This is a genomic window from Luteimonas sp. FCS-9, from assembly GCF_001014645.1.
GTDB lineage: Bacteria > Pseudomonadota > Gammaproteobacteria > Xanthomonadales > Xanthomonadaceae > Luteimonas.
Genome location: NZ_LASZ01000018.1, coordinates 67,745 through 81,813, shown reverse-complemented (window position 1 = coordinate 81,813; position 14,069 = coordinate 67,745). Strand labels below are relative to the sequence as shown.

Here is a 14,069-nt window from a genome sequence, read left to right as displayed (position 1 = left end):
GCGGCTCGAGCATCTGCGTCGCACCGCCGTGGGCGCCGACGTCGTGCGCACTAGCCGCAAGCTCGACCGGGCCGACGCCGAGTCGCTGATGCGGCAGCTTGCGGCCGACCCCGACGTCGAGTACATCGAGGTCGACAAGCTCAACCGCGCGTTCTGGACGCCGAACGATCCGCGCTTCAGCCAGCAATACGGGTTCGGCACCGGGGCCGGCGGCATCCGCGCCACGACCGCCTGGGACGTCACGAAGGGCGCGGGCGCGGTCGTCGCGGTACTCGACACCGGCATCGCGTCGCACAGCGACCTCAATGCCAACATCCTGCCCGGCTACGACTTCATCAGCGACACGACGGTGGCCGGCGACGGCAACGGCCGCGATGCCGATCCCAGCGACCCCGGCGACTTCTACAGCATCTATCCGTCGAGCTGGCACGGGACCCACGTCGCCGGCACCGTCGCGGCGGTGACCGACAACGGCGTCGGCGTCGCCGGCACCGCGCCGCTGGCCAAGGTGGTGCCGGTCCGCGTGCTCGGTCGCGGCGGCGGCTACGATTCGGACATCGCCGACGCGGTGATCTGGGCTTCGGGCGGCACCGTCTCGGGGGTGCCGGCCAATGCGAACCCGGCCGAGGTCATCAACCTGAGCCTGGGCGGGCGCGGCAGCTGCGGCAACGCGATGCAGAGCGCGATCAACGGCGCGGTCGGTCGCGGCACGACGCTGGTCATCGCGGCGGGCAACAGCAATGCCAACGTCTCAGGCTTCTCCCCGGCGAACTGCGCCAACGTGATTGCGGTGGCGTCCAACACCAGCACCGGCGCACGGTCGAGCTTCTCCAACTACGGCGCGGGCATCACGATCTCGGCGCCCGGCTCGGGCATCGTCTCCACGCTCAACAGCGGCCAGACCACGCCCGGCAGCGAGAGCTACGCGTCCTACGACGGCACCTCGATGGCGGCGCCGCACGTGGCCGGCGTCGTCGCGCTGGTGCAGTCGGTCTCCAATCCGGCCAAGACGCCGGCGCAGATCAAGGCGCTGCTGACCAGCACGGCGCGTCCGTTCCCGTCGACGCCCTCGCAGCCGATCGGCGCGGGCATCGTCGACGCGAAGGCGGCGGTCGACGCGGCCACCGGCGGCGGCACTGGACCGGGGCCGGGCCCCGGTCCGGGCGACGGCAGCCTCGTCGTCGGCACGCCGGTCTCCGGGCTGTCGGGCGGAGCGGGCAGCAGCCAGTACTGGACGGTCAACGTGCCGGCGGGGGCGTCGAACCTGGTCATCGCGCTGTCGGGGGGCAGCGGCGACGCCGACCTGTACGTGCGCCGCGGCGCGCAGCCGACGACCTCGACCTGGGACTGCCGTCCCTACCGGTCGGGCAACAACGAAAGCTGCGCGTTCGCCGCGCCGCAGGCGGGCACGTACCACGTGCTCGTCCGCGGCTACACGTCGTTCTCGGGGGCCACGCTGCGCGCTGATCACGACTAGCGCAACGGGGAGCAGGGCTCGGGGCAGAGGGCAGGCGGTGGGCGTGGTGATCGTCACGCGCGTCGCCGGCGGAGCACGCCGTTCGCGGTGTGCTCCGTTTTTTCGGTGCAATCCAACAAGGGGTAGAGAAGGATGAAGACTCTGATCGCAAGCTTCACCGCCGGCGTGCTGTCGCTCGGCGTCGCGACCGCGGCGCCGCGCGATGCGCGACCTGCGGCATTCGCGCACCGGTTGCCGGCCGAGCACACCGTCGAGCTCAAGCGCATGCCCGGCGTCGACGTCGCCCGGCTGCGCGCCGAGGATACGCGGCAGGCGCGCGCGCTGGGCCAGCGCCCGGTGCGGTTCGCCGCGCCGCCCGCGGTCGACCTGACACCGGCCGACGCCGGCGACTGGGACGAGATCGCCGGCGGCAATCTCGTCTGGCGACTGCGTGTGGAATCCAAGGACGCCCTGTCGCTGAACTTCGGATTCTCCGAGTACCACATGCCCGAGGGCGGGCGTCTGCTGGTCTATCCGGCCGGGCTGGACCGCAACGCCGATCCCGAGGCGATCCGCGCCTTCGACGCCAGCGACAACAAGCCGCACGGCGCGTTGTGGACGCCGATCGTGCCGGGCGACAGCGCGGTGATCGAGGTCGTCGTGCCGAAGGCCAGGCTGCCTGAGCTCAAGCTGCGCCTGACCAGCGTCAACCACGACTACGTCGGCTTCGGCCGGCTCGCGCGCGAGGGCGCCCTGGCGCAGACCAAGGGCGTGTCGGGCAGTTGCAACGTCGACGTGGTGTGTCCCGACGGCGACGACTTCCGCGCCGAGATCCCGTCGGTCGGCGCCTATTCGCGCTTCGGCACGTTCTACTGCAGCGGCGCGCTGCTCAACAACACCGCCGGCGACCAGAAGATGTACTTCCTGACCGCCCACCACTGCGGCATGGGGACCGCGGACGCGGCGGCCAGCATCGTCGTGTACTGGAACTACGAGAACTCGACCTGCCGCACGCCGGGCAGCGCGGACAGCGGCGCCAACGGCGACGGCAGCCTGGCGCAGAACCAGACCGGCGCGGCCGTGCGCGCGACCCACGCCGGCTCGGACTTCACGCTGCTCGAGCTCGACACCCCGGCCGATCCGGCGTTCGAACTGAGCTGGTCGGGCTGGGACCGCCGCGACCTCGCGCCGAGCGGGGCCACCGGCATCCACCACCCGCGGGTGGCCGAGAAGCGCATCACCCATTCCGACAACCCGCTGCGCGTCGAGGGCTACCTGGGCAACAGCGGCAGCAGCCACCTGTGGGTGCAGTGGAACCCGCGCGGCACGACCGAGGGCGGTTCGTCGGGCTCGCCGCTGTTCAGCCCCGAAGGCCGCGTGATCGGCCAGTTGCACGGCGGCTACGCCTCGTGCACGACCACAGGTGCCGACCACGTCGACTGGTACGGCCGGCTGTTCACCTCGTGGACCGGCGGCGGCACCGCGGCGACCTCGCTGGCCGGCTGGCTCGACGCGGCCGGCACCGGCGCGCAGTTCGTCGACACCATCGGTGCCGACGGCGGGCTGGAACCGGGTGCGCCGACCGCGGGCTTCGAGTACGCGATCGATCCCGACACGCGCACGGTGGCCTTCACCGACACCTCCACCGAGGGCGAGGACGCGATCGCGAGCCATGCCTGGACGTTCGGCGACGGCGCCAGTTCCACCCAGGCGAGCCCGGTGCACACCTATGCCGAGGCCGGGAGCTACACGGTGACGCTGACCGTGACGGACACCGAGGGTCGCAGCCACAGCCGCAGCGAGACGCTGGAGGTCGGCGACACCGGTCCGGACGCGATCGCGATCGTCAACGCGACGGCTGTGCCCGGGCTGGCCGGCGCGGCGGGCAGCGAGCAGCTCTACAGCCTGGTCGTGCCCGAGGGCGTCACCGGCCCGCTGGTGATCACCACCTCGGGCGGCACCGGCAATGTCTCGCTGTACGTGAGCCGCGATGCCGAGCCCGGTCCCGATGCGTTCGACTTCCGGTCCCAGCGGCCGGGCAACAACGAGTCGATCCGCATCGTCGATCCCGAGGCCGGCACGTACTACATCAAGCTGGTCGGCACCGCGGCGTTCGCCAACGTCACGCTGCAGGCGCGCCATGCCGCTCCCAGCGACGGCGGCGGCGACGGCTCGCTGCGCAGCGGCGTGCCGGTGACCGGCATCTCGGGCGAGGCGGGCAGCGCGCAGTACTGGACGGTGCAGGTGCCGGCCGGTGCCGCCAGCCGGACGGTCGCGATGACCGGCGGCAGCGGCGACGGCGACCTGTACGTGCGCCGTGGCGAGCAGCCGACCACCAGCGCCTACGACTGCCGTCCCTACCGCTTCGGCAACGAGGAGACCTGCACCTTCGTCAACCCGCAGGCGGGCACGTGGCACGTGATGGTGCACGCGTACTCGGCGATCTCGGGCGTCACGCTGACGGCGACGTACTGACGGCCGACGGCCCGGTCGGCGGGCGGCGGCGCGGGCCGGGACGTGCCGCATGCATCCTGGCCGATCGGAGCACACGCGTTCGGCCTCCGGGTCAGGGACGGCCCCGGCCCGGATTGTCCCGGAACCGTCTTGTGGCCTTCATCCCGGCATCGCCGGGATGAAGGCATGCTTGACGGGAACGGCCGCCGTCCGCGGCCTCCACGGGTACGGGGCCATGCGTCCGATCTCCATTGGCTATGCGGTCCTGGCCGTCATGGTGCTGTGCACGCCGGTTGCGGCGTTGATGGCTTCGCGCGCCCCCGACGCGCCCGCGCCGCAGAACGAGCCCGCCATGCAGCAACGTTTCATCGTCAAGTACCGCGCCGGCACCGCGCCCGCGCGCGACCCGCACGCCGTGCAGGCGCACCTGGACCAGATCGCCGGCGAACTGGGCGGAAAGGCCGCGGCGCCGGCGTCACCGAAACTGTCGTGGCTGCGGCGCTTGGCGGTCGGCGCGGACGTGTTCTCGGTCGATCCCACGCTCGATGCCGCCGGCACCCGGCGCTTGGTCGAGGCGCTGCAGGCCGACCCGGACGTCGACTACGCCGAACCCGACGGCGTCATGACCATCCAGCGCTGAGCGCGCTCAGGCCAGCGGCTCGAAGCGGTTGGCCTCGACGTTCTTGCGGACCTTCAGCGGGTCCCAGATCCGGCCGTTCATCGCCACGTAGACGCCGGGCGGACTGGACTGCACCGCGCCGACGGCGGTGCCGATGTTGAATTCGGCGTCCGAACCGCGGAAGCGCGCCGGGCTCAGCGCGCCGGTCAGCACGATCGTCTTGTCGGCGATCGAGGCGAGCACCTTCGCGGTCTCGACCATCGAATCGGTGCCGTGGGTCAGCAGCACGTGGCGCGCGGGCTGCGCGGCGATCGTCGCGCGGATCAGTTCGCGGTCGTCGTCGGTGATGTGCAGCGAGTCCTTGCGGATGATCGGGATCACCCGGAACCGGAACGCCACGCCCAGTTCCTCGAGCATGCGCCCGATCTGCGGCTCGCCGACCTGGTAGTCCGACTTGTCGTCGAAGTAGATCTTGTCGATCGTGCCACCGGTGGTGACGATCAGCAGCTCGTCCATTGCCATGGGGTCTGTGTGGAGTGACGTGAATGATAGCGGGGCGCGATCGGCGATTCGCGATCCGTGATCGAAGAAGCGCCGGCCGGCGGCCTTGCTTCCTCCGATCACCGATCAGCAATCACGAATCAGCGCGTCTGCGCGCGAAACGCGCGCGCATGCCGGGCAGGCTGGCCGAGAACACGACCGTCAGCGACAGCGCGATCCCGGCCCAGGCGTAGAGGCCCTGCTCGGGATGCGTCCAGGCATACATCACGCCGTGCGAGAACCAGAACAGCGCCGCGATCCCTGACCACAGCGCCGCGCTGCGCGCGCCGCGCAGCACGCCGGCGAGCAGCAGCAGCGGCGGCAGCACGAACACCAGCAGCGCCGCGCCGAAATGCGCGCCGCCCCAGTGCCAGGCCAAGTACAGCAGCGCGATCGCCGCGAGCGCGCCGGCAAGGACGATCCGCGACGCGCCGGTTCTCATGCCGCGAGCTTGCCGGCCAGCAACGCGATCCGCCGGCCCAGTGCGCGGGCGAGCACGGCCTCGTCGTCGGTCGGTTGCGGGTCGTCCTGCTGGCCGGCGACGTGGCTGGCGCCGTACGGCGTGCCACCGCTGCGCGTGCTGGTGAGCGCGGGCTCGGTGTAGGGAATGCCGGCGATCACGCAGCCGTGGTGCAGCAGCGGGACGAGCATCGTCAGCAGCGTCGCCTCCTGGCCACCGTGCTGGGTGGCGGTCGAGGTGAATACCCCGGCCGGCTTGCCGACCAGCGTGCCGCTGGCCCACTCGGCGCCGAGTCCGTCGAGGAAGTGCTTGAGCGGCGCGGCCATGTTGCCGAAGCGCGTCGGGCTGCCGAGCAGCAGGCCGGCGCATTCGGCCAGGTCCGCGCGCTCGACGTACGGCGCGCCGTCCTCGGGCACCGGCGGCGCGGCGGCCTGGGTGACCGCGGCCACCGGCGGCACCGTACGCAGACGCGCCTGCATGCCGTCGACCTCGCCGATGCCGCGCGCGACCTGGCGGGCGAGGCGGGCGACCGAGCCGTTGCGGCTGTAGTAGAGGACGAGGATGTCGGGCATGCAGTCGCCTTGATGGTGGGTGGGGAATCCGCGATCGCATCTGCATTCTCGCGCAGTGGACGCGGGTGGGCCACCGTACGAGTTCGCCGGTCCACGCGCCAGCGGGTTGTAGGAGCGCGCTCGCGCGCGAGGGCGCTTTGCCGGAAATGCCCATCGCGCGCGAGCGCGCGCCTACAGCGTGGCTGCTGCGGCTCCGGCGGGAATAACGGCCGGCCTACATCGCGCTGCGGGCCGCTTTGCTACGCTGCGCCGATGGAACCGCTCGACACCCTGAGCCGCTGGAGCGAGCGCATCACCGACCGCGCGCGGGCGCTGTCGTTCGCGCGCTTCCTGTGGCGGCGCTTCCTCGACGACCGCCTGTTCGAGGCGGCCGGTGCGCTGGCCTTCACCACGGTGTTCGCGCTGGTGCCGCTGTCGATGGTGGTGTTCGGCGTGCTGACGGTGTTCCCCGCGTTCGGCCAGTGGCGCGACCAGCTCAGCGACTACATCTTCTCGAACTTCGTGCCCAGCAGCGCGCGCGCGGTCGAGGCGGTGCTGCTGCAGCTCTCGGCCAATACCGGCCAGCTGACGACGATCGGCGTCGTGGCGCTGGTGATCTCGGTGCTGGTCACGCTGCTCAGCATCGAGGGCACGTTCAACCGGATCTGGCGGGTGAAGTCGGCGCGGCCGACGGTCGGCCGCTTCCTGGTCTACTGGACCGTGCTCACGCTCGGCGCGCTGATCGCGACCGCGAGTCTGGCGGTATCGGCGCGGTTCTTCGCGCTGGAGATCTTCAGCACCGACTCGGGCCGCTGGCTGCGCGGCGCGATGCTGTGGGCGGCGCCGATGCTGATCGAGCTGACCGCGTTCGCGACGATCTTCCGCGTCGTCCCGCATCGCACCGTGCAGTGGCGGCACGCGTTCGCCGGCGCGGCGCTGTCGGTACTGCTGTCGGAACTGGTGAAGTGGGGCATCGGCCTGTACCTGGGCAGCTTCAGCGCCTACGAGAAGATCTACGGCCAGATCGCGTTCCTGCCGATCTTCCTGCTGTGGGTGTACTTGGGCTGGGTCGCGATCCTGCTCGGCGCCTCGTTCGCCTCGTCGATCTCGGCGTTCCGCTACCAGCCGGCGCATCTGCGGCTGCCGCGCGGCTACGAGCTCTATGGCCTGCTGCGCATGCTCGGTCGCTTCGCCGAGGCCCGTCCGGCCGGGCGCGGCCTGCACAGCGACGAGATCCAGACGCTCGAGCCCATGCTGACCGATGCGCTGGTCCAGCAGATGCTCGCGCAACTGGAGGACATCCAGCTGCTGCGGCGCGCCGAGACCGGCGAATGGCTGCTGGCCCGCGACCTCGACGGCCTGAGCCTGGCCGAGCTCTACGAAGCCTGCCATCTGCGCATTCCGATCGAGGAAGCGCACCTGCCGTGTCGCGACGACCGGCTGGGGGTCGCCGCATCGGCGGCCCTCGACGACCTGCGCATCCCGCTGCGCGACCTGCTCAAGCGCCGGGTCGCCGGCGTCTACGCCTCACCGGAGACCCCCGCATGATCCGCCGACTCGTTCCCTGTCTCGCCCTCGCCGCCGTCCTCGCCGCCTGCCAGCGCGACGACGAGGTTGCCGTCCCGGTCGACGACCGCGCCGCGGCGACGCCTGCCGGCGATGCGGCGCCGGCCGCACCGGACGCGTCGTCGCGCGAGCGGCCCGCGCTGCGGGTCGAGACGCTCGACGGCGGCACGTTCGACCTGGCCGATCATCGCGGGACGTGGGTCGTCGTCAACTTCTGGGCGACCTGGTGCGCGCCGTGCCTGAAGGAGATGCCCGAGCTGTCGGCGCTCGATGCGATGCGCGAGCACGTGCAGGTCGTGGGACTGGCGTACGAGGACACCACCGCCGACGAACTGCGTGCGTTCCTCGAGACGCGCCCGGTCGTCTACCCGATCGCGATCGTCGACACCTTCGAACCGCCGGCCGACTTCGAGACGCCCAAGGGCCTGCCGATGACCTATCTGATCGGTCCGGACGGACGCGTCGTCGAGAAGATCCTCGGGCCGGTCACCGCGGCGCGGCTGGAGGAACTGATCGCGCAGGCCGGCGGACCCGCGGCCGGCTGAAGGCCGCGCGATGCGTCCGGCGCGTGCGCCGGGCGCGCCGGCATCATTCCGGCGTGGCGGCCGCCCGCTGCGTGGTGCTGCCGCCCGACGGCGCATGCGTCGGCGCGTGGCCGCGCTGGGCGTGCAGCAGTTCGATGTTCGGGTCGACGTCGAGCCAGCGCTGCGGCGGCAGGCCGATCGCGCGGTCGAGGATCGTCGGCATCAGGCCGGACGGCAGGCCGCTCTCGCTGTTCCACAGCACCACGATGCCCAGGTCGCGCTCGGGCATCATCGCCATCAGCCCGCGGTAGCCCTGCACGGCGCCGCCGTGGAAGACCACGCGCTCGCCCGAGTAGTCGAACACGCGCCAGCCCAGCCCGTAGCCGGCCGCCTCGAGCCGGTCGCGGCGCCACGAGGAATTGCGCATCTCCGGCGGCGTGCCGACGATCGGCGCCTGCAGCGTCGCCAGCAATGGCGCCGGCAGCACGTCGGGCCGGTGCCCGGTCTGGCCGACCATCCACTGCGCCATGTCGGCGATGCTGGCGTTGACCCCGGCGGCCGGCGCGAGCCGGTAGTAGGTCGGCTTGGGCATCAGCGAGGTCCAGCCGCCGCCGGCTCGCACATGCGGCTTGGCCCAGCGCGCGCTGGCCTGGATGCCTTCGAGGCCGTAGCTGGCGTCGTTCATGCCCAGCGGCTTGAAGATCCGCCGCGACACCGCCTCGCTGAAGAACTGCCCGGACGTGGCGAACACCACGTCGCCGATCAGGCTGAAGGCGACGTTCTGGTAGGCGTAGCAGTTGCCCGGCTGGCAGGTCATCGGCGCGGCCGAGAGCCGCTGCACCAGGTCGTGGTAGTCGGCGTTGCGCTCGATGTCGCGGTCGTAGGTGTTGCGGCCCAGGCCGACGCGGTGGCTCAGCACGTCGGCGACGGTGAGCTGCTGGGCGGCCGAGGGATCGGAGAAGCGCAGCGACGGCATGTAGTCGACGACGTGGCTGTCCCAGCGCAGCGCGCCCTCGGACACCAGCATGCCGGTGATGGTGCCGGCGAACGACTTCGACAGCGACGCGAGCCGGAACACGGTGTGCGCGTCGACCGGCTCGGCCGACTTGACGTCGGTGATGCCGTAGCCGCGCGCGCTCAGCACCTGGCCGTTGTGGACGATCGCCATCGCCAGGCCCGGCACGCGCTGGTTGGCGACCAGGTCCTGGGCCATCGCCTCGAACAGCGCGACGTCGAAGCCGCTGGCCAGCGGCTTGGGCTGGCGCACCGGCATCAGCGGCTGCGGCTTGACCGCGTCCTCGCGGCTGCGCGCCATCGGGCGCTCGCTCAGCGGCACCACCGCGGCCACCTCGGCGATGTCGTCGGCGGCTTCGCTCTCGGCGGGCGGGCTCTGCGCCGCCGAGCCGAGCGCGGCGGGCAGCAGCAGGCCGATCAGGCCGATCCTGGCCAGGGGGCGGCGAGCTGGATGTCGGCTTTTCATCGGGCCTTCCCCCTGCGTATGCTCCGGCGACCCGGAGATGATATAGCGCGCCAATTCCGATTTGCATGAACAAGGGGAAGTTCGATGGGTAGCCTGCTGATCCTGCTCGTTTTTGTCGGTGTGGTCGTTGCACTCGCACTCTGGGGCGTGGGGATCTACAACGGGCTGGTCACCGCCCGGAACGCCTACCGGAACGCCTTCGCGCAGATCGACGTGCAGCTGCAGCGCCGCTTCGACCTGATCCCCAACCTCGTCGAGACCGTCAAGGGCTACCTGCAGCACGAGCGCCAGACCCTGGAGGCGGTCGTGGCCGCGCGCGGCGCAGCGCAGGCCGGACTGGCGGCGGCCAAGGCCGCACCGGGCGACCCGGCCGCGATGGGCCGACTGGCGCAGTCCCAGGGCGCGCTCGACGGCGCGCTGGGACGGCTGCTGGCGGTGTCGGAGGCCTATCCCGATCTCAAGGCCAGCCAGAACATGCTGCAACTGACCGAGGAACTGGCCAGCACCGAGAACAAGGTCGCCTTCGCGCGCCAGGCCTACAACGACGCGGTCATGGCCTACAACAACCGGCGCGAGGTCTTCCCGTCGAGCCTGGTCGCCAACAACTTCCGCTTCCGGCCGGCGGCACTGCTCGACATCCCGGCCGACCGCGCGCAGGTCCGCGAGGCCCCCAGGGTGAGCTTCTGAGGCGGCGGGATTCGTGAGAGGGGATCCGCAGCGGCAGGGCAGCGCCCCGCCCGTTGCGCGGCGGCGGTCGCCGGCCGTGTGGTGCCCCGATCACGACCCACCCATCACGTGAACCAGCGCGCCCGATGAATTTCTTCGAACGCCAGGCCCGGGCCCGCCGCACGTCGACGTGGCTGGTCGTGCTGCTCTCGCTCGCGGTGGCGGGGATCGTCGCGATGGTCGACGCCGTGGTCTGGGCGGTGGTCGGGCCGCATCCGCAGGCGCTGGCCTGGGCGACCGCGGCGACGGTGGGCGTCATCGCGCTCGGCTCGCTGTATCGCATCGCGACGCTGCGCGGGGGCGGCGACCGGGTCGCGCGGCAGCTCGGCGGCACGGCGGTCGCCGAGGACACCCACGACCTGCAGCTGCGCAGGTTGCGCAACGTCGTCGAGGAGATGGCGATCGCCTCGGGCGTCCCGGTGCCGAAGATCTACGTGCTCGAGCTCGAGAGCGGGATCAACGCGTTCGCGGCCGGCTACTCGGTCTCCGACGCGGTGGTGGCGGTGACGCGCGGCGCGCTCGACCGGCTCAACCGCGACGAGCTGCAAGGCGTGATCGCGCACGAGTTCAGTCACATCCTCAACGGCGACATGCGGCTCAACGTGCGCCTGATGGGCGTGGTGTTCGGGATTCTGATGATCGGCGTCATCGGCCGCAGGATCCTGGAGTTCGGCCGCGGCACGCGCGATCGAAGCGCGCTCCTCGTCCTGGGCATCGCGCTGGTGGCGATCGTCGTCGGCAGCGCGGGCACGTTCTTCGCGCGTATGATCAAGGCCGGCGTGAGCCGCAGCCGCGAGACGCTGGCCGATGCGTCGGCGGTGCAGTTCACGCGCCAGTCCGCCGGCATCGCCGGCGCGCTGAAGAAGATCGGCGGCGTGGCGGGTGGATCGCGGCTCGAGCGCCGCGACGATGCCGAGGAGGTCAGCCACATGCTGTTCGGCGACGGCCTGGGCCTGAGCGGGCTCTTCGCCACGCACCCGCCGTTGCTGCGACGCATCCAGGCGCTCGAGCCGGGGTTCGACGCCGACGCCCTGGCGCGGCTGCAGGCGCGATGGCGGACATCGCCGCCGGACGGGTTGCAGGAGGACATCGCGCTGGGAGTGGTGCCGGCGGCGCCGCCACTGCCGCAGCCGGGCGGCTCGATGCCCCTGGTCCCGCAGACGGTCGCGGCCCAGGTCGCGCAGCCGCAGGACGACGACTACGCCCGTGCGCGCGCGCTGGCCTCCGGCATCGACGACGGCCTCCACGCGCTTGCGGTGCATCGCGACACGGCCATGCCGCTGCTGCTGGGCCTGCTGCTCGATGCGGATGCGGCGGTACGCGGCCGGCAGCAGGCGGAGATCGCGGCCAGGCTCGGCGCGGACGTCGCGACCGAGGCCGCGCGCCTGCGGCGGACGCACCTGCAGGCGCTGCACCCGATGCTGCGCCTGCCGCTGGCGGCGATGGCCTTCCCGGTGCTGCGGCGGCGTGCCCGCCGGGACCTGGCGGTCTTCCTGGAGACGGTCCGGGCGGTCGCGCATGCGGACGGGCGGATCTCGCTGTTCGCGTACTGCCTGGGGCGGCTGCTCGACGTGCAGTTGCGCGAGGCGCTCGATCCGGGGCGCCACATGCGCTTCGGCCGCCGCAAGCCGACGGAGGTGAAGCACGCCTTCGCGACCCTGTTCGCGGTCGTGGCGCATGCGGGCAATCCCGGCGATCCGGCGGGCGCCCGTCGCGCGTACCTGGCCGGCATGCAGCGCGTGCTGCCTGACGTCCACATCGCCTATGCGCCGCCCGGCGGCGGGGTGCTCGCGCTCGATGCGGTCTGGGCCCCGCTCGACGCGCTCGATCCGCTGGCCAAGCAGGCGACCGTCGAGGCGATCGCCGCGGCGGTCGGTCACGACGGCCGGGTCAGCGTCGCCGAGTCCGAACTGCTGCGCACGATCTGCGGCGTGCTGCACTGCCCGTTGCCGCCGGACCTGGCGCAGGTCACAGCCCGCAGGGCCGGCGCGGCCTGATTCAGCCCCGGCCGATCAGGTCCGCGGCGCGCTCGGCGATCATGATCACCGGCGCATTGGTGTTGCCGCCGGGGAGCGTGGGCATCACCGAGGCGTCGACGACGCGCAGGCCCTCGACGCCGCGCACGCGCAACTGCGGATCCACGACCGCCAGCGCGTCGGCGCCCATGCGGCAGGTGCCGGCCGGGTGGTAGACCGATTCGGCCTTGGCGCGCACGAATGCGGCGAGCGCCTCGTCCGGCAGGTCGTCGCGATGGGGATGGATCGGCGCGCCGCGCACGCCGTCGAACGCGGGCTGGGCGAGGATCGTGCGCGAGATGCGCGCGCACTCGACCATCATCCGCAGGTCGAAGCCCGACGCATCGCCCAGGTAACCGGGCTCGATCCGCGGCTTGTCGCCGATGCGGTTGCCGGCCAGCGTCACCCGGCCGCGGCTGCGTGGGCGCAGGAAGCACGCGTGCAGGGTGTAGCCGTCGCCCGGCAGCCGGTTGCGGCCGTGATCGTCGAGCATCGCCGGCACGAAGTGGAACTGGATGTCGGCACGATCGTCGGGCGCGAGCGGCGAGCGGAAGAAACCGCCCGCCTCGGCGAGATTGCTGGTGCCCGCGCCGCGCCGGCCGCGGACGAAGTAGTCCCAGGCGATCGCCGTGTCGCTGACGCGGTCGTAGCTCAGGCGCTGCGTGGCCTGGACCACGGTGCAGATGTCGAGATGGTCCTGCAGGTTGCGACCCACCTCCGGCGCATCGTGCACCACCGGCAGCCCTTGCCGGCGCAGGTCCATCGCCGGCCCGATGCCCGAGAGCATCAGCAACTGCGGGGAGTTCACCGCGCCGCCGCACAGCAGCACCTCGCGCGTCGCCGGCTGGTGGAACGCGCCGCGCGCGGTGGCGTAGACCACGCCCGATGCGCGGCCGTTCTCGAACGTCACGCGGTTGACCAGCGCGCCGGTGCGGATGGTCAGGTTCGGGCGCGCGCGGGTCGCGCGATCGAGGTAGGCGGTCGCCGCCGAGCAGCGCGCGCCATCGCGCTGGGTTACCTGGTACAGGCCCGCGCCCGCCTGGTGGGGGCCGTTGAAATCGGCATTGGCGGGCAGGCCGGCCTGCTGCGCGGCCTCGACGAACATCCGCGAGAGCGGATTGACATGGCGCAGGTCGGAGACCGTCAGCGGCCCGTCGCCGCCGTGCAGCGCATCGGCGCCGCGCACGTTGCCTTCGCTGCGGCGGAACCACGGCAGCACGTCGCGCCAGGCCCAGCCTTCTGCGCCCGACGCCGCCCAGTCGTCGTAGTCGGCCGGCACGCCGCGGGTGTAGCACATGGCGTTGATCGAACTCGAGCCGCCGATCACACGTCCGCGGGGCCACCACAGGCGACGCCCGTCCAGTTGCGGCTCGGGTGCGGTGTCGTAGTCCCAGTTCACGTCCTTGCGGTGGACCAGCCTGGCCAAGCCGGCGGGCATGTGGATGAACGGGTGGCTGTCGTTCGGGCCGGCCTCGAGCAGCAGCACCCGCACCTGCGGGTCGGCGCTGAGGCGGTGCGCGAGCACGCAGCCGGCCGAGCCGGCGCCGACGACGATGTAATCGTAGACGGGCGGGGAGGGTGGGGGCATCGACGGGTCGCAGGCGGGACGGGGCGACAAGGATAGGGCGCCCGGACCGCTGGCGGCGGCCCGGGCCATCGGCTAACGTGCGCGTCGACC

At 72.1% G+C, this 14,069-nt stretch carries 12 protein-coding genes; 7 read left to right on the top strand and 5 right to left on the bottom strand.

Features of this window, described 5'->3' with window-relative positions; translation table 11 throughout:
• The 3 genes from WQ56_RS14255 to WQ56_RS14245 form a co-directional block, all read left to right on the top strand.
• Positions 1-1,477, top strand: a 1,477-nt coding sequence (locus tag WQ56_RS14255) for a S8 family peptidase (protein WP_047137809.1), incomplete at its 5' end; no start/stop codon positions are given.
• Between the two features lie 132 nt (positions 1,478-1,609).
• A complete protein-coding gene (locus WQ56_RS17775) occupies positions 1,610-3,931 on the top strand; it encodes a pre-peptidase C-terminal domain-containing protein (RefSeq protein ID WP_052773020.1) in 2,322 nt (773 codons plus the stop codon).
• A 214-nt stretch (positions 3,932-4,145) separates the two neighbouring features.
• The gene (locus tag WQ56_RS14245; RefSeq protein ID WP_047137791.1) at positions 4,146-4,550 is read left to right on the top strand and encodes a hypothetical protein; all 405 of its coding nucleotides are present in this window, start codon (positions 4,146-4,148) and stop codon (positions 4,548-4,550) included.
• A 6-nt stretch (positions 4,551-4,556) separates the two neighbouring features.
• On the opposite strand, the gene WQ56_RS14240 is transcribed toward WQ56_RS14245, so the two are convergent.
• The 3 genes from WQ56_RS14240 to wrbA all read right to left on the bottom strand — a co-directional run bounded on the left by WQ56_RS14240 (position 4,557) and on the right by wrbA (position 6,101).
• Positions 4,557-5,045, bottom strand: coding sequence for an asparaginase domain-containing protein (locus WQ56_RS14240; protein WP_047137790.1), 489 nt, complete (start codon positions 5,043-5,045; stop codon positions 4,557-4,559).
• A 118-nt stretch (positions 5,046-5,163) separates the two neighbouring features.
• On the bottom strand, positions 5,164-5,511 hold the full coding sequence (locus tag WQ56_RS14235; protein WP_047137789.1) for a DUF2069 domain-containing protein: 348 nt from the start codon (positions 5,509-5,511) through the stop codon (positions 5,164-5,166).
• Positions 5,508-6,101, bottom strand: a complete 594-nt coding sequence (gene wrbA / locus WQ56_RS14230; RefSeq protein ID WP_047137788.1) for an NAD(P)H:quinone oxidoreductase — start codon at positions 6,099-6,101, stop codon at positions 5,508-5,510. The genes WQ56_RS14235 and wrbA overlap by 4 nt, the downstream gene beginning before the upstream one ends.
• Positions 6,102-6,353: 252 nt before the next feature.
• Here wrbA and WQ56_RS14225 point away from each other — a divergent pair, with 252 nt between their 5' ends.
• Together WQ56_RS14225 and WQ56_RS14220 are read left to right on the top strand one after the other, a co-directional pair.
• On the top strand, positions 6,354-7,628 hold the full coding sequence (locus tag WQ56_RS14225; protein ID WP_047137787.1) for a YihY family inner membrane protein: 1,275 nt from the start codon (positions 6,354-6,356) through the stop codon (positions 7,626-7,628).
• Positions 7,625-8,191: a TlpA disulfide reductase family protein gene (locus WQ56_RS14220; protein ID WP_047137786.1), complete on the top strand. Its 567-nt coding sequence runs from the start codon at positions 7,625-7,627 to the stop codon at positions 8,189-8,191. The genes WQ56_RS14225 and WQ56_RS14220 overlap by 4 nt, the downstream gene beginning before the upstream one ends.
• Positions 8,192-8,234: 43 nt before the next feature.
• Here the strand turns inward: WQ56_RS14220 and WQ56_RS14215 are convergent, their stop codons facing one another.
• Positions 8,235-9,650, bottom strand: a complete 1,416-nt coding sequence (locus WQ56_RS14215; RefSeq protein ID WP_047137785.1) for a serine hydrolase domain-containing protein — start codon at positions 9,648-9,650, stop codon at positions 8,235-8,237.
• 84 nt (positions 9,651-9,734) lie between these two features.
• Here WQ56_RS14215 and WQ56_RS14210 point away from each other — a divergent pair, with 84 nt between their 5' ends.
• Positions 9,735-10,337, top strand: a complete 603-nt coding sequence (locus WQ56_RS14210; protein ID WP_047137784.1) for a LemA family protein — start codon at positions 9,735-9,737, stop codon at positions 10,335-10,337.
• 125 nt (positions 10,338-10,462) lie between these two features.
• Positions 10,463-12,373, top strand: coding sequence for a M48 family metallopeptidase (locus WQ56_RS14205; protein WP_047137783.1), 1,911 nt, complete (start codon positions 10,463-10,465; stop codon positions 12,371-12,373).
• A gap of 1 nt (position 12,374) precedes the next feature.
• Here the strand turns inward: WQ56_RS14205 and WQ56_RS14200 are convergent, their stop codons facing one another.
• Positions 12,375-13,979, bottom strand: coding sequence for a choline dehydrogenase (locus WQ56_RS14200; RefSeq protein ID WP_047137782.1), 1,605 nt, complete (start codon positions 13,977-13,979; stop codon positions 12,375-12,377).
• Positions 13,980-14,069 lie beyond the last annotated feature (90 nt).

Bases quoted from the DNA above. Each gene is read 5' to 3' on its own strand.
- WQ56_RS17775 (WP_052773020.1), top strand. From the start codon at position 1,610: ATGAAGACTCTGATCGCAAGCTTCACCGCCGGCGTGCTGTCGCTCGGC.
- WQ56_RS14245 (WP_047137791.1), top strand. From the start codon at position 4,146: ATGCGTCCGATCTCCATTGGCTATGCGGTCCTGGCCGTCATGGTGCTG.
- WQ56_RS14240 (WP_047137790.1), bottom strand. From the start codon at position 5,045: ATGGACGAGCTGCTGATCGTCACCACCGGTGGCACGATCGACAAGATC.
- WQ56_RS14235 (WP_047137789.1), bottom strand. From the start codon at position 5,511: ATGAGAACCGGCGCGTCGCGGATCGTCCTTGCCGGCGCGCTCGCGGCG.
- wrbA (WP_047137788.1), bottom strand. From the start codon at position 6,101: ATGCCCGACATCCTCGTCCTCTACTACAGCCGCAACGGCTCGGTCGCC.
- WQ56_RS14225 (WP_047137787.1), top strand. From the start codon at position 6,354: ATGGAACCGCTCGACACCCTGAGCCGCTGGAGCGAGCGCATCACCGAC.
- WQ56_RS14220 (WP_047137786.1), top strand. From the start codon at position 7,625: ATGATCCGCCGACTCGTTCCCTGTCTCGCCCTCGCCGCCGTCCTCGCC.
- WQ56_RS14215 (WP_047137785.1), bottom strand. From the start codon at position 9,650: ATGAAAAGCCGACATCCAGCTCGCCGCCCCCTGGCCAGGATCGGCCTG.
- WQ56_RS14210 (WP_047137784.1), top strand. From the start codon at position 9,735: ATGGGTAGCCTGCTGATCCTGCTCGTTTTTGTCGGTGTGGTCGTTGCA.
- WQ56_RS14205 (WP_047137783.1), top strand. From the start codon at position 10,463: ATGAATTTCTTCGAACGCCAGGCCCGGGCCCGCCGCACGTCGACGTGG.
- WQ56_RS14200 (WP_047137782.1), bottom strand. From the start codon at position 13,979: ATGCCCCCACCCTCCCCGCCCGTCTACGATTACATCGTCGTCGGCGCC.